20 protein-coding genes and 1 pseudogene are annotated in these 26,976 nt (G+C 70.5%); 18 read left to right on the top strand and 3 right to left on the bottom strand.

Annotation, left to right across the window (positions count from 1 at the left end):
* The first annotated feature begins 278 nt into the window (after window positions 1-278).
* The 6 genes from icmF to ligA all read left to right on the top strand — a co-directional run bounded on the left by icmF (window position 279) and on the right by ligA (window position 10,073).
* Window positions 279-3,575 (top strand): fused isobutyryl-CoA mutase/GTPase IcmF, encoded by a 3,297-nt coding sequence (icmF, locus tag AC08OJ_RS06495; protein ID WP_476595281.1) that lies wholly within the window; start codon window positions 279-281, stop codon window positions 3,573-3,575.
* 202 nt (window positions 3,576-3,777) lie between these two features.
* A complete protein-coding gene (locus AC08OJ_RS06490; RefSeq protein WP_476593127.1) occupies window positions 3,778-4,284 on the top strand; it encodes a MarR family winged helix-turn-helix transcriptional regulator in 507 nt (168 codons plus the stop codon).
* Window positions 4,285-4,361: 77 nt separating this feature from the next.
* Window positions 4,362-5,597 (top strand): cysteine desulfurase family protein, encoded by a 1,236-nt coding sequence (locus AC08OJ_RS06485; protein ID WP_476593126.1) that lies wholly within the window; start codon window positions 4,362-4,364, stop codon window positions 5,595-5,597.
* Window positions 5,598-5,676: 79 nt separating this feature from the next.
* Entirely contained in the window at window positions 5,677-6,735 is a 1,059-nt protein-coding gene (gene mnmA / locus AC08OJ_RS06480) for a tRNA 2-thiouridine(34) synthase MnmA (RefSeq protein WP_462188252.1), read from the top strand.
* 90 nt (window positions 6,736-6,825) lie between these two features.
* The gene (locus tag AC08OJ_RS06475) at window positions 6,826-7,947 is read left to right on the top strand and encodes a methionine synthase (RefSeq protein WP_476593125.1); all 1,122 of its coding nucleotides are present in this window, start codon (window positions 6,826-6,828) and stop codon (window positions 7,945-7,947) included.
* A complete protein-coding gene (ligA, locus tag AC08OJ_RS06470; protein ID WP_476593124.1) occupies window positions 7,944-10,073 on the top strand; it encodes an NAD-dependent DNA ligase LigA in 2,130 nt (709 codons plus the stop codon). Before AC08OJ_RS06475 ends, ligA begins: the two co-directional genes overlap by 4 nt.
* Before the next feature lie 20 nt (window positions 10,074-10,093).
* Here the strand turns inward: ligA and AC08OJ_RS06465 are convergent, their stop codons facing one another.
* Window positions 10,094-10,804 (bottom strand): ACT domain-containing protein, encoded by a 711-nt coding sequence (locus AC08OJ_RS06465; RefSeq protein WP_476593123.1) that lies wholly within the window; start codon window positions 10,802-10,804, stop codon window positions 10,094-10,096.
* Between the two features lie 338 nt (window positions 10,805-11,142).
* Here AC08OJ_RS06465 and gatC point away from each other — a divergent pair, with 338 nt between their 5' ends.
* The 12 genes and pseudogenes from gatC (at window position 11,143) to leuA (ending at window position 25,520) form a co-directional block, all read left to right on the top strand.
* On the top strand, window positions 11,143-11,439 hold the full coding sequence (gene gatC / locus AC08OJ_RS06460; protein WP_476593122.1) for an Asp-tRNA(Asn)/Glu-tRNA(Gln) amidotransferase subunit GatC: 297 nt from the start codon (window positions 11,143-11,145) through the stop codon (window positions 11,437-11,439).
* Between the two features lie 13 nt (window positions 11,440-11,452).
* A complete protein-coding gene (gene gatA / locus AC08OJ_RS06455) occupies window positions 11,453-12,979 on the top strand; it encodes an Asp-tRNA(Asn)/Glu-tRNA(Gln) amidotransferase subunit GatA (protein WP_476593121.1) in 1,527 nt (508 codons plus the stop codon).
* A 94-nt stretch (window positions 12,980-13,073) separates the two neighbouring features.
* Complete coding sequence (locus AC08OJ_RS06450) at window positions 13,074-13,268, top strand: hypothetical protein (protein WP_462188743.1); 195 nt, start codon at window positions 13,074-13,076, stop codon at window positions 13,266-13,268.
* Between the two features lie 12 nt (window positions 13,269-13,280).
* The gene (gene gatB / locus AC08OJ_RS06445; RefSeq protein WP_476595280.1) at window positions 13,281-14,798 is read left to right on the top strand and encodes an Asp-tRNA(Asn)/Glu-tRNA(Gln) amidotransferase subunit GatB; all 1,518 of its coding nucleotides are present in this window, start codon (window positions 13,281-13,283) and stop codon (window positions 14,796-14,798) included.
* A gap of 317 nt (window positions 14,799-15,115) precedes the next feature.
* Entirely contained in the window at window positions 15,116-16,807 is a 1,692-nt protein-coding gene (locus tag AC08OJ_RS06440) for a penicillin-binding transpeptidase domain-containing protein (protein WP_476593452.1), read from the top strand.
* 266 nt (window positions 16,808-17,073) lie between these two features.
* Window positions 17,074-18,960 carry an acetolactate synthase large subunit gene (locus AC08OJ_RS06435; RefSeq protein WP_476595279.1) on the top strand — a complete coding sequence of 629 codons (1,887 nt, stop codon included), beginning with the start codon at window positions 17,074-17,076 and terminating at the stop codon, window positions 18,958-18,960.
* Window positions 18,960-19,484, top strand: a complete 525-nt coding sequence (gene ilvN / locus AC08OJ_RS06430) for an acetolactate synthase small subunit (protein WP_462187989.1) — start codon at window positions 18,960-18,962, stop codon at window positions 19,482-19,484. The genes AC08OJ_RS06435 and ilvN overlap by 1 nt, the downstream gene beginning before the upstream one ends.
* A gap of 53 nt (window positions 19,485-19,537) precedes the next feature.
* Entirely contained in the window at window positions 19,538-20,527 is a 990-nt protein-coding gene (gene ilvC, locus AC08OJ_RS06425; protein ID WP_476593450.1) for a ketol-acid reductoisomerase, read from the top strand.
* A 318-nt stretch (window positions 20,528-20,845) separates the two neighbouring features.
* Window positions 20,846-22,435 (top strand): phosphoglycerate dehydrogenase, encoded by a 1,590-nt coding sequence (gene serA, locus AC08OJ_RS06420; protein WP_476593449.1) that lies wholly within the window; start codon window positions 20,846-20,848, stop codon window positions 22,433-22,435.
* Between the two features lie 72 nt (window positions 22,436-22,507).
* Window positions 22,508-22,738 (top strand): annotated as a pseudogene (locus tag AC08OJ_RS06415) (SCO2583/SCO2584 N-terminal domain-containing protein); the annotation flags it as partial.
* Between the two features lie 138 nt (window positions 22,739-22,876).
* A complete protein-coding gene (locus AC08OJ_RS06410) occupies window positions 22,877-23,509 on the top strand; it encodes a septum formation family protein (RefSeq protein WP_476593453.1) in 633 nt (210 codons plus the stop codon).
* Between the two features lie 250 nt (window positions 23,510-23,759).
* Window positions 23,760-25,520 (top strand): 2-isopropylmalate synthase, encoded by a 1,761-nt coding sequence (leuA, locus tag AC08OJ_RS06405; RefSeq protein WP_476593448.1) that lies wholly within the window; start codon window positions 23,760-23,762, stop codon window positions 25,518-25,520.
* Window positions 25,521-25,638: 118 nt separating this feature from the next.
* Here leuA and AC08OJ_RS06400 read toward each other — a convergent pair whose 3' ends face one another.
* Entirely contained in the window at window positions 25,639-25,833 is a 195-nt protein-coding gene (locus AC08OJ_RS06400) for a DUF1059 domain-containing protein (RefSeq protein WP_476593447.1), read from the bottom strand.
* Between the two features lie 98 nt (window positions 25,834-25,931).
* The coding region (locus AC08OJ_RS06395; RefSeq protein WP_476595278.1) for an EAL domain-containing protein at window positions 25,932-26,976 on the bottom strand (1,045 nt) is incomplete at its 5' end.

The raw sequence follows: 26,976 nt of genomic DNA, 5'->3' as shown, positions 1-26,976 counted from the left end.
ATTTTCTGACTACTGGCTGGCGGCACCCGCTCCAGCGCCGCCGGCGAATCTGGGGGACCGAATTCGGGGGACCTGAATACGGTCTGCGCTCCCTGGACCGTGACTGGCTCCCCAAAACTCGGCTGCCCGGGCACCCTGCCCGGAGCCCGGCAGGTCGCGGGAGCGGCCGGCTTCCGCCTCCTGGTCATGGTGGCATCTATTGTATGGATGCCCTACTATCGGGAAGCCAAGGGTTCTAGGTATCTCCGTCCGCCACATCGTCCCCGGGAGCCGCTTCGATGTCCTCCGACGGCCGGCACGAGCCGGCTGCCGCGCTGCACACACCAGTTCATCCGGTCCGGATCGTGACGGCGGCCTCACTCTTCGACGGGCATGACGCGGCGATCAACATCATGCGTCGCCTGTTGCAGGCGCAGGGCGCCGAGGTGATCCATCTCGGGCATGACCGCAGCGTCGAGGAGGTCGTCACCGCCGCGATCCAGGAGGACTCCCAAGGGATCGCCCTGTCGTCCTATCAGGGCGGGCATGTCGAGTACTTCAGCTACCTCATCGAGCGCCTCCGCGCGCGCGGAGCAGGCAACGTCCGGGTCTATGGCGGCGGCGGCGGGGTGATCGTGCCGGCGGAGATCGACCTGCTGCACGCGCGCGGGGTCGCGCGCATCTTCTCCCCGCAGGACGGGCAACGGCTCGGTCTCGCGAAGATGATCAATATGATCATCGAGGCCTGTGACGTCGATCTGACGGAGGACGGGCCGAAGCTCGATGCGGTGGTGGCTGGTGAGGACGGCGCGCTCGCCCGGGCGATCACCGTGCTCGAGGTGGGCCGGGACCCGCGACTCGCGGCGGCGCTGCAGGACGAGGCCGCCTGCCGGCCGCGGGTTCCGGTCCTCGGTATCACCGGCACGGGTGGTTCGGGAAAGTCCTCACTCACCGACGAGCTGATCCGGCGCTTCCGCCTCGACCAGGGCGACAGCCTGCGGATCGCGGTGCTCGCCATCGACCCCAGCCGTCGGCGGGGCGGCGGTGCATTGCTCGGTGACCGCATCCGGATGAACTCCCTGGGTGACGGCACGGCAGGGAACGTGTTCTTCCGGTCCCTGGCGACGCGAGCGGGGGGCAGTGAGGTTCCGGCTCCCTTGGCGGATGTGATCACGGCTTGCCGGGTGGCCGGTTACGATCTGGTGATCGTCGAGACGCCGGGCATCGGGCAGGGTGACGCGGCGATCGTTCCGTTCTGCGATGTTTCGCTGTACGTGATGACACCCGAGTACGGTGCGGCCTCACAACTCGAGAAGATCGATATGCTGGACTTCGCCGACGTGGTGGCGGTGAACAAGTTCGAGCGGCGCGGCGCCGAGGATGCCCGGCGTGACGTCGCCCGGCAACTGGTGCGCAACCGGCAGGCGTTTGACCAGTCCTGGGAGGACATGCCCGTCTTCGGCACCTCGGCCGCCCGGTTCCACGACGATGGGGTGACCGCCCTGTATCAGCACCTCGTCGGGCTGCTACGCAAACACGATCTGTCTACCGTGTCCGGCTCGTTGCATCCGGTGCACGGGCGGACCTCCACCGAGCTGACCACGGTCATTCCGTCCGCCCGGGTACGCTACCTGGCCGAGATCGCCGAGACGGTGCGGGGCTATCACGCCGAGACCGAGCGCCAGGCACTGCTGGCCCGCCGTCGTGAGCATCTGACGACGGCCCTTGCGGCACTGGCCAGCGCTGGCGCTGGCGCGGCGCCGGCGGAGCCCACCACCCTCGCCATGCTGCGCGACGAGGCCGAAGCCGCCCTGGCTCTCTGGACGAGGGAGCTCCTGGCGCAATGGCCGGCGATCGTCGAGGAACGTCAGGGCGAGAAGATGACCTATCTCGTCCGGGGAACCGAGATCCACACCCCGCTGGTGCGCACCACGCTCAGCGGGACTCCGGTCCGGCGGGTGGCGGTACCCGCCATCGACGACGACGCTCGCCTGATCCGCTTCCTGCGGTGTGAGAACCTGCCGGGCTACTTCCCCTTCACCGCCGGCGTCTTTCCGTTCAAACGGGCCGGGGAAGCCCCGGCGCGAATGTTCGCCGGTGAAGGTGACCCCTTCCGGACCAACCGCCGGTTCCACTTCCTCTCCGCCGGCTCGCCCGCGACCCGCCTGTCCACCGCCTTCGACTCGGTGACCCTCTACGGCCGCGATCCCGCGTCCCAGCCCGACGTCTATGGCAAGATCGGCACGTCGGGTGTGTCGATAGCGACGTTGGACGACATGAAGGTCCTGTTCGCCGGGTTCGATCTGTGTGATCCGTCGACCAGCGTCTCGATGACCATCAACGGCCCGGCGCCGACGATCCTGGCGATGTTCCTGAACGCCGCGATCGACCAGCGCCTAGACGCCTTCCGCGCCGAGCACGGCCGGGAGCCGAGCGCGGACGAGGCCGCCGAAGTCCGGGCCCGCACGCTGGCCACGGTCCGTGGCACCGTGCAGGCGGACATCCTCAAGGAGGACCAGGGGCAGAACACCTGCATCTTCTCCACCGAGTTCGCGTTGCGGGCGATGGCGGACGTGCAGGAGTGGTTCATCGAACACGCGGTCCGGAACTTCTACTCGGTATCGATCTCCGGCTATCACATCGCCGAGGCCGGCGCCAATCCTATCAGTCAGCTCGCGTTCACCCTGGCCAACGGCTTCACCTACGTCGAGGCCTATCTGGCCAGAGGAATGCGCATTGACGATTTCGCCCCGAACCTGTCGTTCTTCTTCTCCAACGGGATGGATGCGGAGTACACCGTCATCGGGCGGGTGGCTCGCCGGATCTGGGCGGTAGCCATGCGGGAGCGCTACGGTGCCGCCCCTCGGTCGCAGATGCTGAAGTATCACGTACAGACGTCGGGCCGGTCGCTGCACGCGCAGGAGATGGCCTACAACGATATCCGGACCACGTTGCAGGCGCTGTGCGCGATCTACGACAACTGCAACAGCCTGCACACCAATGCCTACGACGAGGCTGTGACGACTCCTACGGAGAACTCCGTCCGCCGCGCGTTGGCCATCCAGATGGTCATAGATCAGGAATGGGGACTCGCCGCCAACGAGAATCCCCTGCAGGGATCGTTCATCGTCGATGAACTGACCGACCTGGTCGAGGAGGCGGTGCTCGCCGAGTTCGAGCGGATCAGCGACCGCGGCGGTGTACTCGGCGCGATGGAAACCGGCTATCAGCGGGGACGCATCCAGGACGAGTCGATGCTGTACGAGCGGCGCAAGCACGACGGCACCCTGCCGATCATCGGGGTGAACACGTTCCTGCGGCCTGAGTCGGCCGGCACCGATCCCGACTCCGAGGGAGGCCCGATGGAGCTCGCGCGGGCCACGGAGGAGGAGAAGCAATCTCAGCTCACTCGGCTGGAGGAGTTCCACCGCCGGCACGGCGCCGAGGCGGGCGCCGCCCTGGAACATCTGCGGGAGGTCGCCAGGAGCGGGGGGAACACGTTCGCGGCGCTGATGGAGGCGGTCCGCGTCTGCTCCCTCGGGCAGATCTCCCAGACATTCTTCGACGTGGGTGGGCAGTATCGCCGTAACGTCTGATTATGTCCCGGGTGGCGCCCGCCGTTACATCGATCGGCGTTACGCTGGTCGGTGCGCCGGGCGCCGCGGCAATCTCCGGGTACGCATGAATCTTTGCCAGCGCGTCCGTCCTGGGGTGCAATGGACGCTGCCCGCCGCGACGGTCCCCGGCTGCCAGGCCGGGCGGGAACCGTCCCATGAAGTGCAGGAGCGTCGACAAGTCGTGGCCACCCCGAAACCGTTGCCAACCGACCCCATAGCGGAGGCCCATCGGCACTGGACTGCCCACGGCTGGGGGGCGGCCGCGGACGGCATGGCAGCGGTCACCTCCCTGATGCGGGCGCAGCAGATCGTCCTCGCCCGGGTTGACGAGGTCCTGCGCCCCCTCGACCTGACCTTCGCGCGCTATGAGCTGCTGATGCTGTTGATGTTCAGTCGGGCCGGAACGCTGCCCCTCAACAAGATCGGAAGTCGGCTGCAGGTCCATCCGACCAGCGTCACCAGCGCGGTCGACCGGTTGGAGGCGAGGGGGCAGGTGCGGCGTACCCCGCATCCCACGGACCGGCGGGCGATTCTCGCGAAGATCACCGAGGAGGGCCGGGCCACTGCCATGGCCGCGACCGAGAAGCTCAACGACACCGTCTTCGCCGATCCCGGGCTGGGTGACGGCGGGGTGCGCACGCTCATCGACCTGCTGACCGATCTGCGCCGGGCCGCCGGCGACTTCTGATCCGACGGTCGCCCCGGAGATCGGTGTGATCCGCTCTCCCGTCGCCGTCGGCCCGTCCGCGACTACCCTCTAAAGCTGTGACCTATCTCGACCACGGGGCGACGACGCCGATGCGACCGGAAGCGCTCGCCGCGTACACCGCGGTGCTTGCCGATACCGGCAATGCCTCGTCTCTGCATGCCAGTGGCCGCCGTGCCCGCCGCATCGTCGAGGAGTCCCGCGAGACGCTCGCCGGAGTGCTGGGCGCCCGTCCGTCCGACGTGGTGTTCACCGGAGGCGGTACCGAAAGTGACAACCTCGCCCTGAAGGGTCTGTACTGGTCACGCCGCCGGGCCGAACCGGGCCGGCGGCGGGTACTGGTCAGCGCCGTCGAGCACCGGGCCGTCCTGGACACCGCCGCCTGGCTCGGCCGGGCGCAGGATGCCGAGGTCGAGCTGCTCGCGGTCGATGCCGCGGGAACCGTGCATCCGGACACCCTCGCCGCCGCCCTCGACCGGGATCCGGACTCGGTGGCCGTCGTGTCGGTGATGTGGGCGAACAGCGAGGTCGGCACCGTTCAGCCGATTGCCGAGCTCGCGACGATCGCGCACCGTCACGGCGTGCCCTTCCACACCGATGCCGTGCAGGCGTTCGGCCAGATCCCGATCGCCGTCACCGACGAGGGCCCCGACGCCATCACGGTCAGCGCGCACAAGATCGGGGGGCCGATCGGTGTCGGTGCCCTGGTGGTGCGCCGGGGATTGGCGATGGAGCCGCTGACCCACGGCGGCGGTCAGGAGCGCGACATCCGGTCCGGAACGCTGAACACGGCCGGGGTGGCGGCGTTCGCGGCGGCCGCGGCGAAGGCGTGCGCCGAGGCGCCGCAGGAGAGCGTCCGGCTGGCGGCCCTGCGTGACGACCTGGTGCGCCGGGTCCGGGCGGAGGTCCCGGAGGCGGTGCTCAACGGCGCCCCGCTGCTCGGGGACGGCGGCAGTGGGGACGGCGGCGGTCCAGGGCCGCACCGGCTGCCGGGAAACGCCCATCTGACCTTCCCCGGCTGCGAGGGAGACTCGCTGCTGATGCTGCTCGATGCCTGGGGGATCGAGTGTTCCACCGGCTCGGCCTGCTCCGCCGGAGTGGCGAGGCCGTCGCACGTGTTGCTCGCGATGGGAGCGGATGAGGCACACGCCCGCGGATCGCTGCGGTTCTCCCTCGGGCACACCTCACGGGCCTGCGACGTCGACGCGCTGGTCGCGGCGATCGGGCCGGTCGTCGAGCGGGCGAGCCGTGCGGGGGCGCTGGCCGGCACGAGCGGCAGCCTGAGCGGCACCTGAGATGCGATGCCCATGATGCCTCGCTCCCGTCCACGTGGTTCCCTGAGGTTCGGCGGAGATTCGGGGAGGTGATGGTCTGATGCGGGTGCTCGCCGCGATGTCCGGCGGGGTCGACTCCGCCGTCGCCGCCGCCCGGGCGGTCGACGCCGGTCACGACGTCACCGGGGTGCATCTGGCGTTGTCGCGCTCGCCGGAGTCGGACCGGACCGGAGCCCGCGGCTGCTGCACCATCGAGGACGCCCGGGACGCCCGGCGGGCCGCCGACATCCTCGGCATCCCGTTCTACGTCTGGGATCTCGCGGACCGGTTCGAGACCGACGTCATCGAGGAGTTCGTCGAGTCCTACGCGGCCGGTCGCACGCCCAACCCCTGCGTGCGCTGCAACGAGCGCATCAAGTTCGCGGCCGTACTCGACAAGGCCCTCGCGCTCGGCTTCGACGCCGTCGTCACCGGGCACCACGCCCGGCTCGATCCGGACGGCACCCTGCGCCGCTCGGTGGATCCGGACAAGGACCAGTCCTACGTCCTGGGAACGCTGCGTCCCGAGCAGCTCGCCGCCGCGCGGTTCCCGCTCGGGGATTCCACCAAGGCCCAGGTGCGGGTAGAAGCGGCCGAGCGTCGCCTCGCCGTTGCGGACAAGCCGGACAGCCACGACATCTGTTTCATCTCGCATGGGGACACCGGTGGCTGGTTGCGCGAGCGGCTCGGCCCGCGGCCGGGTCCGGTCATCGATGCGACGACTGGGCAGACGCTCGGGCACCATGACGGCGCCTACGCCTTCACCGTGGGTCAGCGTCGCGGGCTGAAGCTCGGGCGGCCGGCCTCAGACGGCCGGCCGCGCTATGTGCTGGACATCTCCCCGGTGACGTCGACGGTCACCGTCGGACCGGCCGAGGCGCTCGACGTGCGCCGGCTCGTGGCGGACCGGGCGGTCTGGCCGCACGAAGGGGCCGTATCATGTCTGGCCCAGGTGCGGGCGCACGGCGGGGTGGTACCGGCGGTGGCGCAGGCGCGCGGCGAGGAGCTCGTCGTGACGCTGACGACGCCGGTCCGCGGCACGGCCGCCGGCCAGGCGGTGGTGCTGTACGACGGTGACCGGGTGCTTGGCGGAGGGCACATCCGCACTACCGGTGGTTAGCCGGGCGCCTGGTCGGCGGGCCGTCGACGAAGCGGGCCCGGAGCGGACGTGGCCGGGGATCTCCCGCGGACTCCCGGAGGATGTCAAGACATGAGTACTGACGCTGCACGGATGTGGCCGGCCGGCGCGGCCACCGGGGTGGGCTCGCTGCCGGGAACGGATGCGGCCCAGGCCGTCAAGCTGGTCTTCGACGAGCTGCCGGACCTGCCGTATCTGCCCGAACTGCCGGCCAGGGGACCCGGGGGTGCGATGGTCGGGCGGGCGGCGGCGATCCTCGTCGACATGCCGGTGGACCTTCAGCCGGCCGGCTGGCGGCTGGTTCCCCGACCCGGCCTGGACCTGCGCCGGTCACGGGATCTGCTCGAACGCGACCTGGACGCGTTGACGGAGGTCGCCGCCGGCTACGCGGGACCCTTCAAGATTGCCGCGACCGGCCCGTGGACGCTGGCGGCCGAGCTGGAGCTTCCCCGCGGGCACAAGGCGTTGTCAGATACCGGCGCGACCCGTGACATCGCCGACGCACTGGCCGCGGGGCTCGTCGAACAGGTCGAACAGATCGCCCAGCGCGTCCCGGGGGCGCGGATCCTGGTCCAGTTCGACGAGCCATCGCTGCCGGCGGTGCTCGCGGGCCGGATCCGCACTCCGAGCGGGTTCTCGGTGCTGCCCGCGGTCGAGGAGGGCTTGGTCGTGGAGCGGCTGCGGATCCTGCTCGGTGGCCTGCGGGCGCTGCCGGCGACCGGCGGAGTCGGGGTGCACTGCTGCGCTCCCGCGGTGCCGCTGGCGGCGTTGCGCGCGGCGGGCGTGGACTTTGTCGGTCTCGACGTCACCGCGCTCACCCAGGCCGAGGACGACGCCGTCGGCGAGATCGTGGAGGCCGGAGTGCGGTTGATGGCGGGTCTCGTCCCCACCAGGCCGATTTCACCGGCCGCGCCGATTTCACCGACTGGACCGGCCGCACCGGCTGGTGCAGCCGGACGGGCTGTGTCGGCCGCACCGAAGTTGTCGGCCGCACCGAAGTTGTCGGATGCCCGCCGTACGGTCGAACCCGTCATCGCACTGTGGAGCCGATTGGGATTCCGGCCCGAGCAGCTCGGGGAGGTGGTCGCCGTGACGTCGACCTGTGGCCTGGCGGGCCTGGGAACGGACGATGCCAGGACGGTGGTGCGCCACTGCCGGAAGGCGGGGCGGGTTCTGGTCGACGCGCCGTCGTGAGCGCGACAACCGGCACGGCCGGTACAGTCGACGAATCCGGCGTGGCTTCGGCGGCGGCTTCGGCGGACGAGCGGGCCCGCGCCGCCAGCCTCGCCCGCGAGCTCGACGAGCACGCGTACCGCTACTACGTGCTCGACTCCCCGACGATCTCCGATGCCGAGTACGACCGGTTGATGGCGGAGCTCGCCGCGCTGGAGGAGCGGCATCCCGACCTGCGCACGCCGGACTCGCCGACGCAGAAGGTGGTCGGTTCCTACTCGACCCTGTTCACCCCGGTCGAGCATCTCGAACGGATGCTGTCCCTGGACAACGTCTTCGACGACGACGAGTTCCACCAGTGGGCGGCGCGCGTGGCCCGGGAAAGCGAGGTCGACGCCTGGCTCTGCGAGTTGAAGATCGACGGGCTTGCCGTGGACCTCGTCTACGAGGACGGTTACCTGGTGCGTGCCGCGACGCGCGGCGACGGCCGGACGGGGGAGGACATCACCCCCAACATCCGCACCCTGGCGAGCGTGCCGGTGCGGCTGCGCGGGCCGCGGGTGCCCGAGCTGCTGGAGGTGCGGGGCGAGGTCTTCTTCCCGACCGCGAAGTTCGCCGAGCTCAACGCCGGGCTGGTGGCCGCGGGGGGCAAACCGTTCGCGAACCCGCGTAACGCCGCGGCCGGATCCCTGCGGCAGAAGGATCCCCGGGTCACCGCCACCCGGCCGCTGGAGATGATTGTCCATGGCCTGGGCGCGCAGCGCGGCTTCGAGGCCACGTCCCAGTCGGCGGCCTATGCCCGCTTCGCGGAGCTCGGGCTGCCCGTCGCCACCCACTTCGAGGTCCTGGCGGCGGTGCCCGGCGTGCTGGACTACGTGCACCGGTGGGGCGATGCGCGCCACGGCGTGGTGCACGAGATCGACGGAGTGGTCGTCAAGGTCGACTCGTTCGCCCTGCAACGCCGGTTGGGCTCCACCTCGAAGTCCCCCCGCTGGGCGGTGGCCTACAAGTATCCACCGGAGGAGGTCACGACCAAGCTGCGCGATATCCGGGTGAACGTGGGCCGCACCGGCCGGGTGACCCCCTTCGGGGAGCTGGAGCCGGTCCTGGTCGCCGGGTCCACGGTGGGCCTCGCGACCCTGCACAACATCGATGAGGTCGGCCGCAAGGGGGTGCTCATCGGGGACACGGTCGTCCTGCGCAAGGCCGGGGACGTCATCCCGGAGATCGTCGGCCCGGTCATCGACCTGCGGGACGGTTCCGAGCGGGCCTTCGTGATGCCCACGCGCTGCCCGGAGTGCGGCACCGAGCTGGTGCGGCCCGAGGGTGAGGTCGACATCCGTTGCCCGAACACCGTCTCCTGTCCCGCGCAGCTGCGGGAGTCGATCTTCCATTTCGCCTCCCGGGGGGCGATGGACATCGACGGGCTCGGGTATGAGACGGCGACCGCCCTGCTCGAGGCGGGCCGGGTGCGTGACATCGGCGACATCTTCCACCTGACGCCCGAGTCCTTCGAGGGGCTGCGCGGGTTCGCGCAGAAGAAGATCGACCAGATTCTGCGGGGGGTCGAGGCCGCGCGGCACCGGCCGCTCTGGCGGCTGCTGGTCGGCCTGTCGATCCGCCACGTCGGGCCCACGGCGGCGCGGGCGCTCGCCCGGGAACTGCGGTCGCTGGAAGCGATCGCCGCCACGCCGGCCGAGGACCTCGCCGCGGTCGAAGGGGTCGGTCCGAAGATCGCCGGCGCGGTGGTCGACTGGTTCGCCGATGAGCGGCACCGCGACATCCTCGCCAGGATCGCCGCCGGCGGGGCACGGCTCGCCGACGTCGGCGCGGAGGAGGGCCCACGTCCCCTCGACGGCGTCACCGTCGTCATCACCGGCACGCTCACCGACTGGAGCCGCGACTCGGCCAAGGAGGCGGTCGAGGCGCGCGGCGGCAAGGTCACCGGCTCGGTGAGCAGGAAGACCACCGCCGTCGTCGTCGGCACGGATCCAGGGGCCTCGAAGTACGACAAGGCGCGCAGTCTCAGGATCCCCATGCTGGACGAGGCCGGATTCGCCGTTCTGCTGGCGCAGGGGGTCGACGCGGCCAGCAAGCTCGCCGTTCTCGTGGACGGTCCCGAGAAGGCCGAGACCCCGGTGGAATAACGTGGGGAAGGCTCCCCCACTCAGAAACGGCCCGTCCTGGTCAGGCTCGCGGCGATGCCCGCCAGATGGGCCAGCCGGTCGATCTCGGAGGAGCGGAACCGGGGGCCGCCGGGCCGCCCGACCAGGATCACCAGCCGGTCGTCGCCGACCGGGGCCGCGGCGAGTTCCATGCTGACCGCCCGCCAGCGAGGCGGGAAGGCGCCATCCTCGGCCCCGATCCGCCGCGCCCGTTCCAGCGGCAGCCAGGGCAGGGGTAACCGGACCCGTTCAGGGACACCGAGATCGTCCTCACCGAGGGCCGGAGCGCCCACCGAGGTCTCCCGGACCCGGACGTCATCCGGCCCGACGTGCTCCAGCAGCATCGCCCAGTCGGCGTGGAAGACGCCGGGCGCGAGGTCCGTCAGGGTCGTCGCGGCGTCGTGCGGCCGATCGGTCAGGGCGTCCACCAGGTCGAGGTCGTTGCCGACACCGCCCCCGTCGGCGAGAAACGGCCGAAGCGACTCGACGATCACGCCCGGAACCGACTGGGCGGCGGTGAGGACGCGATCGGCGAGGCCGCCCGGTGGCAGGAGTACGAGCAGATCGTCCACGGCTCTGTCGGCGGTGCGCTCGACGACGGTGATGCTGACGATGTCGATGCTCGCCCTGCCCAGGGCCGTGGCCACTGCGCCGAGCGTTCCCGGGCGGTCCGGCAGCATGAGGTGAAGCAGGTACGACATGTAGCTGAGCATGCGCAAAGGGCATGTCGGCGGGATGGCCGACCGGTCACGTGAAGATAACGCCCCCGCCGGCCGGCGCCTCCCCCAGGAACCTCGCCGAAGGCGAGGTGACGGAAACCCCGAAGGGCGGCCTAGGCCAGGGGAGCGGCGGGGGGCGGCGTCCGCGGGGGTCCCGCCGCGGCCCGTACGATGACATCACGTCGACGCGGCGATGCGTCCGGTCCCGATCGTCCGCCCGGGGCGCCCCAGGGGTGCATCTGGCCTCTCCCGGTTCCGGTTCCCGCATCCGTCGCGGCGCCCAGGACCAGTCACGGGCCCCGTGCCCACCGCCTACGAAGGGGCCACACGCCATGGCGATCACTCGGGACGAGGTGGCTCACCTCGCCCGCTTGGCGCGGGTGTCGGTGACCGGCGACGAGCTCGACGCGCTGGCACCGCAGCTCGAGGCGATCCTGTCCGCGGTCGCCCGAGTCTCCGAGATCGCCGCCGCGGACATCCCGCCGACCAGCCACGCCGTGCCGTTGACCAACGTCTTCCGGCCGGACACCATCTGCCCGTCGCTGCCCGTCACCGAGGCCCTGGCCGGTGCCCCCGCCACCGAGGACGGGCGGTTCCGGGTGCCCCGCATCCTCGATCCGGACGAATGAGGTCGCCGCCCGCATGACGGAGAACATGACGGAGAACCCGACACCTCCCGGCACGACCAACGTCGTGCGCCTGTCCGCCGCCGCGACGGCGGCCGCGATCGCCGCCGGCAGGCTGAGCGCCGTCGAGGCGACCCGGGCGGCGTTGGACCGCATCGCCAAGGTCGACGAGACCGTCCACGCCTTCCTGCACGTGGACGCCGACGGCGCGCTCGCCGCGGCCCGGTCGGTCGACGACCGGCGCGCGGCCGGGGAGCGCCTCGGGCCGCTCGCCGGGGTGCCGTTGGCGCTCAAGGACGTCTTCACCACCCGAGGGATGCCCACCACCTGCGGCAGCCGCATCCTTGAGGGCTGGCACCCCCCGTACGACGCCACGGTGGTGAGCCGGCTGCGGGCCGCGGACGTCGTCCTGCTGGGTAAGGCCAACATGGACGAGTTCGCCATGGGCTCGTCAACCGAGAACTCGGCGTTCGGGCCGACCCGCAACCCCTGGGATGTCACCCGCATCCCCGGCGGCAGCAGCGGCGGCAGCGCCGCGGCCGTCGCCGCCTTCGAGGCGCCGCTCGCCCTCGGCACCGACACGGGCGGTTCCATCCGTCAGCCGGCCGCCGTCTGCGGTCTGGTCGGGGTCAAGCCCACCTACGGCGGGGTCAGCCGCTACGGGCTGGTCGCCTTCTCCAGCTCGCTGGACCAGGCCGGCCCGCTGGCCCGCACGGTGACCGACGCGGCGTTGCTGCACGCCGCGATTGCCGGCCACGATCCTCTGGACTCCACGAGCGTCGACGCGCCGGTTCCCGCGGTCGTGGCGGCGGCACGGCAGCGCGACATCCGCGGTATGCGGGTCGGCGTGGTCCGCGAGTTCGCCGGCGACGGGTACGACCCGGGGGTCGAGGCCGCCTTCGCTGCCGCGGTCGAGGCGCTGACGGGCCTGGGCGCCCAGGTCATCGAGGTGAGCTGCCCGCACTTCAGCTACGCGCTGCCCGCCTATTACCTGATCGCGCCCAGCGAGTGCTCGTCGAACCTGGCTCGCTTCGACGCGATGCGCTTCGGGCTGCGGATCGGCGACGACGGCCGGGCCGGGGCCGAGGAGGTCATGAGCCGCACCCGCGAGGCCGGTTTCGGCCCGGAGGTGAAGCGGCGGATCATCCTGGGCACCTACGCCCTGTCCTCGGGGTACTACGACGCCTACTATGGCCAGGCGCAGAAGGTCCGTACGCTGATCAGCCGCGACTTCACCGCCGCGTTCGAGCAGGTCGACGTCCTGATCTCGCCCACCACCCCGACGCCGGCCTTCCCACTGGGCGCGAAGGTCGATGATCCGGTGGCCATGTACCTGTCGGACCTGTGCACGATCCCGTCCAACCTCGCGGGCGGCCCGGCGATGAGCCTGCCGTCCGGGCTCGTGGACGGGCTGCCGGTGGGTATCCAGATCATGGCGCCGCCGTTCGCCGACGACCGGCTCTACCGGGTCGGCGGGGCGCTGGAGGAGGCGTTGGACGCCGAACGCGGCCATCCGCTGCTCGACGAGGTCCCGGCGCTGTGAGCGGGCGTCCGGCGGTCTCGCGGGTCATCCATGTTCCGGGGGTGGCGGCCGCGGTGACGGGCCGCCGGCCGCGAGGGAAGGGCGGGAAACGGCGATGGTGAGTCTGCGCAGCGGCCGGCAGGACCGGTTCCTGGTGGGCGTGGTGTGGCTGCTCACCGTGCTGGTGCTGGGCCTCGGTATCGCCACGCTCAACCCGGTCCTGCTCCTCTGGGGAGTGCTCGGCCTACCGGCCGCGGTGTTCCTCACCTACGTGCACGTCCGCGACACCCGCCCACCCAGCGACCCATGAGGAGTTCATCCGGTGAGCACAGTGGCTCCCGCCGGCGCGCTGCCGTCCTACTCCGACATTCTGGCCCGCTACGAGCCGGTGATCGGCTTGGAGACGCACGTCGAACTCGGCACCGCTTCCAAAATGTTCTGCGGCTGCGCGACGGCCTTCGGTGCCGAGCCCAACACCCAGGTCTGCCCGGTGTGCCTCGGGCTGCCGGGTTCCCTGCCGGTGGTGAACGAGGCGGCGGTGCGTTTCGCGGTCATGATCGGACTCGCGTTGCACTGTGAGACCGCGTCGTGGTGCCGGTTCGCGCGCAAGAACTACTTCTATCCCGACATGCCGAAGAACTTCCAGATCAGCCAGTACGACGAGCCGCTGTGCACGAACGGCTGGCTCGACGTGGAGGTCGAGGGCGAGGTGCACCGGGTGGGCATCACCCGGGTGCACATGGAGGAGGACACCGGCAGGTCGCTGCACGTCGGCGGCGCCACCGGCCGCATCCACGGCGCCACCCACTCGCTGATCGACTATAACCGGGCCGGCATCCCGCTCGTGGAGATCGTGACCGAACCGGACGTGCGTTCCCCCGAGGTGGCCCGGGCCTACGTGGACGAGTTGCGGGAACTGATCCGGGCACTCGGCGTCTCCGACGTCCGGATGGAGCAGGGATCGCTGCGCTGCGACGCCAACGTCTCGCTGCGCCCGCGCCCGGCGCCCGGCGGCCCGGACGCTCCCTTCGGTACCCGCACCGAGACGAAGAACCTCAATTCGCTGCGGTCGGTGGAACGCGCGGTGCGCTACGAGATCACCCGGCAGGCCGCGTTGCTCGACGACGGCCAGCGCATCATCCAGGAGACCCGCCACTTCGACGAGGCGTCGGGCCGCACCTCGTCGGGCCGGTCCAAGGAGGAGGCCACCGACTACCGGTACTTCCCGGAGCCGGACCTCACCCCGTTGGCCCTGCCCGCGGAATACGTCGAGCGGCTGCGGGCTGGCCTGCCGGAGCTGCCCGCGGCGCGCCGGGCCCGGCTGATCGCCGAGCACGGCTACACCGCGCGGGATCTGCAGGACCTGCGCAATGCCGCGGTCCTCGACCTGGTCGAGGAGACCGTCGCCGCCGGCGCGGCCCCGGCGACCGCCCGTAAGTGGTGGCTCAACGAGCTGGCCAGGCGTGCCTCGGACGCCGGTCTCCAGCCGCGCGATCTTAAGATCACCCCGGCCGATGTCGCCCGGATCACCGCGCTGGTGGCCGCGGGTGAGCTCACCGACGCGCTGGCCCGCAAGGTCATCGACGGGGTGCTCGCCGGTGAGGGCGCGCCCGACGAGGTGATCGCCGGCCGTGGGCTGGCGATCGTCGCGGACGACGGCGCGCTCACTGCGGCCGTCGACGCGGCGCTCCTCGGCGCCCCCGACATCGCCGAGAAGGTCCGCGGCGGCAAGGTGAACGCCGTCGGCCCGCTGGTGGGCGCGGTGATGAAGGCGATGAAGGGCCAGGCGGACGCGGCGACCGTGCGGCGACTGCTGCTGGAGCGCCTCGGCATCTCCTGACACCGCTTCCCGGCCCTCGCCTTCCCCTGCCCTCGCTTTCCCGGCCCTCGCCCGCCCGATCCCCGATTTGTCGTATTTCAGATGGTTCGCAGGTTTTAGCGCCGTTTGTTCGAGAAACGTCCGACCGGTCGCCGCTGCCCCCGTGCCGTGGGTTGCCCGTCCGTGATCCGAGCTCGGGAGGACCACGTTCTCCCGCCGTGTCGGACCCGCGTGTCGGGTTGCCGACGTCGTACGGCGCGTCGGATGCGAAGAGCCGGAGGCCTCCATAGGGTGGGTCTCCCATCGGGGTGTCACGATCGAGGGGAGAGCGTGCCGCCGTGCCCCTTACACCTTCCGGGTTCACTGCGTCAACCTCCCGCCGCCGGGGCCGGGGCCGCCGGACGGCGATCATCGTCGCGGTCGTCGTCGTCCTGCTGGCCGTCGCCGGCGGCGTCGGCTACGTCCTGAACAACCGCGCCGCCGACCGCGCCGCCGACCGGAAGGTCCAGGCTGCGGCCGACTCCTACCTGGCGGGCTGGCGGGCGCTGACGACTTCCGGTGGGACGGCGACCCCCGGCTCCGCGGCTGTCACCGCCGTCTCCACGCCCGGGAGCATCGACGTCGCGCGCCTGGTGGGCACGATGGCCGAGGTGCGTGACCGCCTGCTCGTCACAGCGGCTACGTTCACCCCGGGCGCGATCAGCCGCGGCGGCGAGACGGCGACCGTGCCGTACCTGGCCAGGCTCACGCTCTCCGGTCTGCCGACGCCGCTGGAGTACACCGGGGCGCTGCATCTCGTCTCGACCGGCGGCGGGTGGCGGGTGAAGGCTGATCCGGTCTCGGTGCATCCGGCCCTGCGCCCAGGGTTGCACCTGGACCGGACCGCCTCCACGGGTAAGCGGGGGGACCTGCTCGACGTGGCGGGCCAGCCGCTACGGGACTCCTCCGACCTGGCGGGCAACCTCGTCGGTCGAACGGCGCCGCTGTCCGGGTTGCAGCGGGTGTACGACGGCCGGCTGCGGGCGCAGGGCGGCGCGGTCGTCGTGCGGGACGCGAAGAACGCGACCGTGCAGACGCTGCACACCTATCCGATGACCGACGGCGAGGCGATCCGCACCACGATCGACTTGCAGGTCCAGCAGGCCGCCGAGGCGGCCCTGGCCACCGCGGCCCGCCCGACCGGGGCGATGGTCGCGATCGACACCCGCACCGGCGCCATCCTGGCCCTGGCCAACCATCCGCCCAGCGGGTCGAGCCGGGCTGTCCGGGGCAAGTACCCACCGGGTTCCATCTTCAAGATCGTGACGGCCACCGCCGCGCTGATGAACGGCAAGGCGCCGGACACGTCCCTGGACTGCACCCAGACGGTCAGCGTCGGCGGGCGGACCTTCCAGAACGCCGAGGCCGAGCAGTTCGGCCCCATCCCGCTGCGGACCGCGTTCGCCAGGAGCTGCAACACTGCGTTCATCCGGCTGGAGGAGTCACTCCCGGACGGCGCGCTGGAGAAGGCCGCCCAGCTCTACGGCTTCGACGGCCGCCCACCGCTGGATATCGCCAGCGTCGGGGGGATCTTCCCGACCCCGCGCGACGCGGTCGAGTCGGCGTCGGCGTCGATCGGCCAGGCCCGCATCGAGGTCTCCCCGCTGCAGATGGCGAGCGTCACCGCGGCGGTCGCGAGCGGTACCTGGCACCAGCCGTTCGTCGTCGGCCAGTCGGCGCGCAGCAACCCCATCCCGCCCGTGGTGCTGCCCCCGCTGCGGGACTTCATGCGGGCGGTCGTCACCGAGGGCACCGCCGCGAAGGTCCCGATGCCCGGCGAGGCCTTCGGGAAGACCGGCACCGCCGAGTACAAGGACGGCAACCCGCCGCCGACCCATGCGTGGTTCGTCGGCTACCGGGGCGACGTGGCCTTCGCGGTGATCGTCGAGGACGGCGGCTTCGGCGCGGAGACGGCCGCGCCGGTCGCGGCCAGGTTCCTCACCGCGTTGGACGGTGGCGAGATCGGTGCGCCCGGCTCCGGCGGGCAATGACCTGGCTGGCCCCGGTGCCCGGCTGGCCCCGTGCCCGGCGATGCTTGACGTGGGGCGGGAACTCCGGCAGGGTAGAGCTGTGCTTCTCGGGATTCTCGTACGCTCAGAGCGCGCATAGTCGACTACGTCGACCTGTGCGCCGCCCCTCAGTGCCTCTCGGCACGAGGGGCTTTTTCGTGCAGTGAGTACTGCCTCGTGCCAAGCCTGCGTGGTCGTGCTCAGCTGGCAGAGCCGTGCCCGGCGGGCCCGGTCCCGCCGGTCCCGCAATGCTAGCCGAGATCGCCACGCGTCACGCACATCCCCGGCCTGTCAAGGAAGACGACCAGATGACACGAAAGATCACCGGAGCCCAGTCGCTCGTCCACTCCCTTGAAGCGGTCGGAGCCGATGTGGTCTTCGGCATCCCCGGCGGTGCGATCCTGCCCGCCTATGATCCACTGTTCGACTCCACCCGGGTGCGGCATGTCCTCGTCCGGCACGAGCAGGGCGCGGGTCATGCGGCCGAGGGGTACGCGCAGGCCACCGGGCGGGTCGGGGTGTGCATGGCGACGTCGGGGCCGGGGGCGACCAACCTGGTGACCCCGATCGCCGACGCCTACATGGACTCGGTGCCGATCGTGGCCGTCACCGGGCAGGTCCCCAGCGCCTCGATCGGGACCGACGCCTTCCAGGAGGCGGACATCTGCGGCATCACTCTGCCGATCACCAAGCACAACTTTCTGGTCCAGTCCGCCGACGACATCCCGCGGATCATTGCGGAGGCGTTCCACCTGGCGGCGACGGGCCGGCCCGGACCGGTGCTCGTCGACCTGCCCAAGGACATCCTGCAGTCGGTCACCTCCGTGCTGCCGCACGATGTCTGGCCGCCGGCCCTCGACCTGCCCGGTTATCGTCCGGTCACCCGCCCGCACGGCAAGCAGGTGCGTGAGGCGGCGAAGATGATCAGCGCTGCCCGGCGCCCGGTGCTCTATGTCGGCGGGGGAGTGCTCAGAGCCCGCGCTGCCGCGGAGCTGCGGACGCTGGCGGAGCTCACCGGCATCCCGGTGGTCACCACTCTCATGGCCCGCGGCGCCTTCCCCGACTCCCATCCCCAGCACCTGGGCATGCCCGGTATGCACGGGTCGGTCGCCGCGGTGACCGCGCTGCAGAAGGCGGACCTGCTGATCACTCTCGGGGCCCGTTTCGACGACCGGGTGACCGGCAGGCTGTCCTCCTTCGCGCCCGGTGCCGCGGTCATTCACGCCGACATCGACCCGGCCGAGATCGGCAAGAACCGGACCGCGGACGTGCCGATCGTCGGTGACTGCCGTGACGTGATCAACGATCTCGTCGCCGCGCTCGTCCTGGAGGAGCGGCCGGACCTCGCCGCCTGGTGGCGGGCGCTGGACGGCTGGCGCCGGACCTACCCGCTGGGCTACGACCAGCCGGCCGACGGCTCGCTGGCCCCGCAGTACGTCATCGAGCGGCTCGGGAAGATCGCGGGACCGGAGACCATCTTCGCCGCCGGCGTCGGGCAGCACCAGATGTGGGCCGCGCAGTTCATCTCCTACGAGAACCCCTACACCTGGCTGAACTCCGGCGGCGCTGGCACGATGGGCTACGCCGTGCCGGCCGCGATGGGCGCCAAGGTCGGCCGTCCCGACGCCACGGTGTGGGCCGTCGACGGTGACGGCTGCTTCCAGATGACCAACCAGGAGCTTGCGACCTGCGCGCTGGAGGGGATCCCCATCAAGGTTGCCGTCATCAACAACGGGTCGCTCGGCATGGTCCGCCAGTGGCAGACCCTGTTCTACGACAAGCGGTACTCCAACACGGAGCTCGGGACGCACCCGGACTCCCCGCGGACCGGCGGCGCAGGGGCGTCTGGGCGGGGCGCAGCCGCGTCCAGGAGGGTGCGGGTGCCCGACTTCGTCCGGCTGGCCGAGGCGTTGGGCTGCGTCGGGCTGCGTTGCGAGACGGCGGCGGATGTCGACGCGACGATCGAGAAGGCGATGGCGATCGACGACGCCCCGGTCGTGGTGGACTTCGTCGTGCATCCCGACGCCATGGTGTGGCCGATGGTCGCCGCCGGCGCCAGCAACGACGACATCCGCATCGCGCGCGACACGGCGCCGGACTTCGACTACTCCGGCGACGCCGAGGTGAACCTCTGATGACCCGCCACACCCTGTCCGTGCTGGTGGAGAACAAGCCCGGGGTGCTGGCCCGGGTCTCGGGCCTGTTCTCCCGGCGCGGGTTCAACATCGAGTCACTCGCGGTCGGGCCGACCGAGCAGCCCGACATCTCCCGGATGACGATCGTCGTCGTCGTGGAGGACCTGCCGCTGGAACAGGTGACCAAGCAACTTAACAAGCTGATCAATGTTTTGAAGATCGTCGAGATGGATACCTCCGCCTCGGTGCAACGTGAGCTGATGCTCGTGAAGGTGCGCGCCGACCTGTCGGTGCGGTCCCAGGTCCTCGAGACGGTCGCTCTGTTCCGTGCCAAGGTGGTCGATGTCGCCCAGGACGCCGTTACCATCGAGGCGACGGGAACCCGCGACAAGCTGGACGCCCTCATCCGCATGCTGGAGCCGTTCGGAATCCGGGAACTGGTCCAGTCCGGCCTGGTGGCACTCGGCCGCGGATCGCGTTCGATCACCGATCGCAGCCTGCGAGCGGTCGACCGCCCGGCCTGACCGGGACCGTCGCGCGTCTTTTTCCTATCCACTCAACGAGGAGATTCCCTACGATGGTCGAGATCTACTACGACGACGACGCCTCGCTGGACGTCTTGGCCGACCGTAAGGTCGCCGTCATCGGCTACGGCAGCCAGGGCCACGCGCACGCGCTGAACCTGCGCGACAGTGGCGTCGACGTGCGGGTCGGCCTGCCGGCGGACAGCCGCAGCCGGGCCAGGGCCGAGAAGGAGGGCCTGCGGGTCCTCACCCCGGCGGAGGCGTCCGCCGAGGCCGACATCATCATGCTGCTCACCCCGGACACCACCCATCGCACGATCTACGCGGAGTCCATCGCCCCGCACCTCACCGCGGGCAAGGCGCTGGCGTTCGGGCACGGCTTCAACATCCGCTACGGGCTCATCGAGCCGCCGGCCGGCGTCGACGTGTTCATGGTCGCTCCAAAGGGGCCGGGTCACCTGGTACGGCGGGTCTTCGAGGAGGGCAAGGGCGTTCCCGTCCTCGTCGCGGTGGAGGCCGACGCGAGCGGCAACGCGCTGGCCGTCGCGCTGGCCTACGCCAAGGGCATCGGTGGCACTCGGGCCGGTGCGCTGAGGACCACCTTCACCGAGGAGACCGAGACCGACCTGTTCGGCGAGCAGGCCGTGCTCTGCGGCGGCGCCAGCGCGCTCGTGCAGGCCGGCTTCGAGACCCTCGTCGAGGCGGGCTACACCCCGGAGGTCGCGTACTTCGAGTGCCTGCACGAGCTCAAGCTCATCGTCGACCTGATGTACGAGGGCGGCATTTCCCAGATGCGGTACTCGATCTCGGACACCGCGGAGTACGGCGATGTCACGCGCGGCCCGCGCGTCATCACCCCCGCGGTGAAGGCCGAGATGCGCAAGATCCTTGACGAGATCCGCGACGGCACGTTCGCTCGTGAGTGGGTGGCCGAGGACGACAATGGTCGGCCGAACTTCACCAAGCTCGTGGCGGAGGGCAAGCAGCACCCGATCGAGCAGGTCGGTGCGAAGCTCCGGCCGATGATGTCCTGGATCGCCTGATGTTCAGGATCGCCAGGTAGATCCCGCGGGTCGTCGGGCGGATCGTGCCCTCTCGGGGACGGCCGTGGTGCGCTGCCGCCGTCCCCGGGTGCGTGCCGTCCCCAGGTGCGTGCCGTCTCCGTCCCGGTGCCGGGCACGCCGTCGCCGTCGGTCGGCGGAAAGGGTTCGGAGTTCACGGCGGGCGTCGGTAGGCTGGGCCCGCCGCGTCGTGCGGTGCCCGCAGTATCCACGTTCATCATCGCCAGGCCGAAGGCCACGTGATCACGCCTCGTTCCGCGTCGCCTCCCGGTCTGACCCGAGGTCGCTAGGAGAGGTCCAGTGCCTGTCGTACTCGTTGCCGAGGAGCTCTCACCGGCCGGGCTGGAGGTGCTGTCCGGGGACTTCGAGGTTCGTCACGTCGACGGTGCCGACCGGTCCGCGTTGCTGCCCGCCATCGCCGACGTCGACGCCGTGATCGTCCGGTCGGCCACCAAGATCGACGCCGAGGTGCTCGCCGCCGCGGGAAAGCTCAAGGTCGTCGCCCGGGCCGGCATCGGGCTGGACAACGTCGACGTCGCCGCCGCCACCCAGCGCGGTGTCATGGTGGTCAACGCGCCGCAGTCGAACATCGTCAGTGCGGCCGAGCACGCGATCGCGCTGCTGCTCGCCGTCGCCCGGCGGGTTCCCGCGGCCAACGAGGCACTGCGCGGCGGCGAGTGGAAGCGCTCGAAGTACGTCGGTGTCGAACTCGTGGAGAAGACGGCCGGCGTCGTCGGCCTCGGGCGGATCGGCGTGCTCGTGGCGCAGCGGCTCGCCGGCTTCGGGATGAAGGTCATTGCCTACGACCCGTACGTGTCGGTGGCCCGTGCCGCGCAGCACGGCGTGACCCTCGTCGACCTCGACGAGCTGCTTCGGCAGAGTGACATGATCACGATTCATCTGCCCAAGACGCCGGAGACGCTCGGTCTGATCGGCACCGACGAGCTGGCCCGGACCAAGCCCGGTGTCATCATCGTCAACGCGGCGCGCGGCGGCCTTGTTGACGAGGCGGCGCTTGCCGAGGCGGTCCGCTCCGGTCAGGTCGGCGGCGCGGGCATCGACGTCTTCGCCAAGGAGCCCACGACGGCCTCCCCGCTGTTCGGGCTCGACAACGTCGTCGTCACCCCCCATCTCGGCGCGTCCACCCAGGAGGCGCAGGACAAGGCCGGGCTCGCCGTCGCCCGCTCGGTGCGGCTGGCGCTGCAGGGCGAGTTCGTGCCTGACGCGGTCAACGTGCAGGCCGGTGGCGTCGTGGCCGAGGACCTCCGGCCGGGTCTTCCGCTCGCGGAGAAGCTCGGGCAGCTCTTCTCCGGCCTCGCGGGCAGCCTGGCCGCGGCGATCACCGTCGAGGTGCGTGGCGAGATCGCCGTGCACGACGTCTCGGTGTTGCAGCTCGCGGTGCTCAAGGGCGTGTTCACCGATGTGACCGAGGAGCAGGTCACCTACGTCAACGCACCGCTGCTGGCCAAGGAGCGCGGGGTCGACGTGGCCCTGGAGACCGCCGAGGACAGCCCCGACTATCACAACCTCGTGACTGTGCGAGGAGTCCTCGCCGATGGCACGCCCGTGTCGGTGAGCGGCACGCTTGTCGGCTCGCGGCAGGTCGAGAAGATCACCGCGATCGACGGGTTCGAGGTCGACATCCGGCCCGAGGCGCATCTGGCGTTCTTCCGCTACGAGGACCGGCCGGGGATCGTCGGCGCGGTCGGTGCCCTGCTCGGCGAGGCGCACATCAACATTGCCAGTGCGCAGGTCAGCCGCCTGCAGGCCGGCGGCGAGGCGTTGATGTCGCTGTCGCTCGACGACGCGGTCGCCCCCGACATCCTGGCCGAGATCGCGAAGATCATCGGCGCGTCCTACGCCAGGGCCGTGAGCATCAGCAGCGAATGACTCCTGGGGGAGCCGTGGGGGCCTTCGGCGGTCCGGGGTGTTCCTCGGGTTGCCGTGGATTACCTGGGCTGGATGGGGTTTACCAGGGACACCTGCGGGCGATCCAACGGCAGGCGGTCGATTGGGTACGGGTGGCGGTGGCGTGGGGACGTGATCCAGGTAATCTTTCCGTGGAACGCGCGCCGTAGTCGTGGTGTCGGGTTTACCGTGGCTAGTATGGCGTCGCGGCATCAGGACCCGTTCGAGGGGCTTCGCCTGGATGAGCGATTCGTCCGCGGAGCCCGGTTTCTCGAACCGTCCGCGGCCGAGCGCAGCCGGCAGCACGGCCGGCCGGCTTCCAGTCGCTGTCAGGTCGTCCCAGCTCCCCGGGGTCTGCCCGGCTTTTTCCATCGGCTGGTGGCGCCGCCCAGACCGCCGGGCCGCCCCCGCCAGATCGCGAGGATGGTCACGTTCTTGGCCATCATCGTCGGGATGATCACCATCACCGTCGTCGCCCTGCGGCAGACGGCGAACCGGACCAGTCCGACCGCCGCACGGCTGGCGCCGACCACATCGTCGGGGTCCTCTGTGGCCGCCACCAGGCAGACCGCCGTACCGGCTGCCACCGGCGCGCTGACCGGTCCCCCCGCCGGCTTTGGGCTCAGGCCGGACCTGCTCGCGGCCCTGCGGCCGGGTGACTGCCTGAACTGGACCCCCTATCCGGCGGGCTCGCTCGCCTCGGTCGATCCGGTGGTGCCCGTCCGGGTGAGCTGCGGGGAGCCCCACATCGACGAGGTCACCCGGATGGTCGACCTGGCGGTGCTCTTCCAGCGTTGGCCTGGCGCGTCGGCGATCGCCGAGGTGACGGACGAGCGCTGTGCCGGAGCACTGCGCGAGTTCGCCGGAGCCGTCGACAGCACTCCGCGCCGTACCGTCGGCACGATCTACCCGTCCGAACCCAGCTGGCAGCACGGTGCACACGCAGCCGTGTGCACCGTGCGCACCGGCGACCTGCGGCCCCGCAGCGGTCCGTCCCGTGTCCCCGGCGCCGTCGCAGCACCTGAGTTTCCTCGCGGTCGGCCGAACATCCGGTAACGTTGGTGCGCGATGCGTGCGCTGCTTCTCCTTAGCCGCCGCGGCGGGGCCTGATACCTGAGCTGGCTTCCCCGTCGCGGTGTTTTCGTGTGTCAGCGTCGGGATCCTCGCCATCACGGCGGTCCAGCGTCCAGGTGCGGCCTGACGCTCCTCTGCTGATTCTCCGTGGATCCTCCGGCATCCAGTCACCCACGTCGCGAACCGTGTGATCACGGTCGCGGGGGACTCTTTCGAGGAAGCAGGAGCAGGAATGACCACGCAGCAGCTGTCCGGCATGCCGGTCGAGAAGTATCGTCCGTTCGTCCCCGTCTCACTTCCCGACCGGACCTGGCCCGAGCAGACGATCACTCGTGCCCCGCAGTGGTGCAGTGTCGATCTGCGCGACGGTAACCAGGCACTGATCGACCCGATGACCCCCGCCCGCAAGATGCAGATGTTCGAGCTGCTGGTGGCGATGGGGTACAAGGAGATCGAGGTCGGGTTCCCGGCGGCCAGCCAGACCGACTTCGACTTCATCCGGCAGCTGATCGAATCCGATCGCATCCCGGACGACGTCGTCATCCAGGTCCTGACGCAGGCGCGGGAGGATCTGATCGAGCGCACGGCCGCGTCGCTGGTCGGCGCGGACCGGGCGCTGATCCACCTGTACAACTCGACGTCCACGTTGCAGCGGCGGGTGGTGTTCGGTCTTGATCGGGCTGGGGTGACCGAGATCGCGGTGCAGGGCGCCCGGTGGTGTGCCCAGTACGCCGAGAAACTGCTGGACGGCACCGATGTGCGCTGGCAGTACAGCCCGGAGTCGTTCACCGGCACCGAACTCGACTACGCGGTGGAGGTGTGCGAGGCGGTTATGGACGTGTGGGCGCCGACCCCGCAGCATCCGGTCGTGCTGAACCTGCCGGCGACGGTCGAGATGTCGACCCCGAACGTCTACGCCGACCAGATCGAATGGGTCGGGCGGAACCTGACTCGCCGGGATGCCGTCGTGCTGTCCCTGCACCCGCACAACGACCGGGGCTGCGCGGTCGCCGCCGCGGAGCTGGGTGTGCTGGCCGGCGCCGACCGGGTTGAGGGCTGCCTTTTCGGCAACGGGGAACGGACCGGGAACGTCTGCCTGGTCACGCTGGGGATGAATCTGTTCTCGCAGGGGATCGACCCGATGATCGATTTCTCGGACATCGACGGGATCCGACGCGCGGTGGAGTACTGCAACCAGCTGCCCGTCCATCCCCGTCATCCCTACGGGGGCGACCTCGTCTACACCGCCTTCTCCGGCTCCCATCAGGACGCCATCAAGAAGGGTTTCGAGGCTATGGAGCGCACCGGCCAGATTCGCTGGGAGGTGCCCTACCTGCCGATCGACCCGAAGGACGTCGGCCGCTCCTACGAGGCGGTGATCCGGGTGAACAGTCAGTCCGGCAAGGGAGGGGTGGCATACCTGCTGAAGTCCGAGCACTCCCTGGACCTGCCGCGCCGGCTGCAGATCGAGTTCTCCGGTGCCGTGCAGCGCCACACCGACTCCGAGGGCGGCGAGGTAACGGCCGAGGAACTCTGGACGATTTTCCGCGGCGAGTACTTCCTGGACGGCGCGGAGGGGTCCGGCCTGCTTGAGCTGCTGGGCTCCCGGACGACGGCGGCGTCGGGCGATCGGGACGAGGTCTCCGTCTCGGTCCGTTTCCAGGGGGGGGCCGACACGGTGATCACGGGAACCGGCAACGGCCCCATTGACGCGTTCGTCGCGGCGCTGGCCAGCCGCGATCTGACCGTGCGGATCCTGGACTACAACGAGCACGCCCTGGGCTCGGGAGCGGATGCGCGAGCGGCCGCGTACCTCGAGGTGGCTGTCGACGACCGGATCTTCTGGGGAGTCGGGATCGACGCCAACATCGTGACGGCGTCCCTGCGGGCCGTGGTGAGTGCCGTGAACCGGGCTGCCCGGGACCGTTCGGTGCCCGCCGCGCGGACGTCAGGGGACGAGGCACAGCCGGCGGCCACGCCTCTGGCCGGCTGACACGCGCCTGCCTGCCCGTCGTGTCGGGCGAGGGCACCCATCGGAGAACCGGCGGGTGTCCCTCGCCTCGGCTGGTGCCCGCGCGGGCTGGTCGTGGTGGTGGCGCTGGTAGCGCTGGTTAGTCGTGGCGGTCCGCCGGTCCCACGTCGTGGATATTCTGGCGGACCTCGTCCAGCATCGACTCCGGGATATCCATCATCCCATGATCAACTCGTGCGTGGGTGTCGACGGAACGGAGAAGATCGTCTTCGGTGGGGGCGACGATGCGCGTCTCGCAGTCGTGCATGATCGCACCACAGTAGAATTGTTTCATGCTCGGGCGCCGGACGGTGATCTCTACCGACGCGGAATGACTCCTGGTCGCTGGGCTCGGCGACATGAGCGTCTGCGCGGTCCAATAACGGTTTCGCCTCATGTGGACATTTCCGCGAGCCGTAGCATCAGCCGCTCCATCCGTACCAGGCCGAGTGGGCGCCCCATCTCGGTCACGATTATCACGGGATCGAATCGGTTGGCCCGGGCCCGCGTCATGGCTCGACGCGCGACCTCGGTCACCGGCTCCTCGGGCCGCGCGAAAAACGTCGTGGGAACACGGCGCGGTTCCGTGCCGCCGCCCGGGCCGCCGGACAGATGCAGGGCGACCGGTCGGCATCGGTTGGAGACGATGATGGTGGCTCGAGGCGCCCGGTCACCGTCCGGTCCGGCCGAATCATCGCCGGCCGCGAGACCGTCCCGGTTCCGGGCGGCGCTCATGGGACAGGACGGACAGTCCGCGGACATGGCGCACCGACCGGATTCACCTATGCTGATCGTGACCTGTTCCATCAGGCTCTCGATGCTCGCGGCGTGGTTGCTGCGTTCCGAGAATTGGTGGATACGCCGAGCCACGGTTGGGTCGAGCTGCTGCCAGTCCCGGGAGGGACGCCCGAGCAGGAATCCCTGGCCGAGCGGAACCCCCAGCGCGACCAGCATGCCGAGCTCGTCGAACCGCTCGACCCCCTCCGCGATGACCCAGGCGTTGAGCCGGCTGGCGAAGGTGCCGACCAGCTCGGTGAGGGCGATCTTGACTTGGTCGTCGTCCACGTTGACCACGAGCGAGCGGTCCAGCTTGACGAAGTCGGGGCGGATTCGCGCCAGCTGCCGCAACCCGGCGTAGCCCGAGCCGACGTCGTCCATCGCCACGAACGCACCGAGGTTGCGCAGTGCGCCCGCGGTGGTCGTCAGGCCGGTGGTGGCGTCGAGGTCGACCGCCTCGTTGAGTTCTAGGACCAGGCGCCGCAGGTCCGCGCGCTGCCAGACTGCCGTGACTTCTGGTGTGGTGAGCAGATGGGGCAGGACGTTGACCGCGAGGAAGCAGCGGTCGGGAAGCCGGTCACGCGCCTCCAGCGCGGCGGCGAGGACACGGGCCTCCAACTGGGCCGCGAGCCCGAGCCGGTCCGCCTCGGCGAAGACGCTG

The organism is Frankia sp. CgKIO3, from assembly GCF_977946435.1.
The sequence above is the reverse complement of the archived record's forward strand: the minus strand, read 5'-3'. Positions and strand labels throughout refer to the sequence as shown.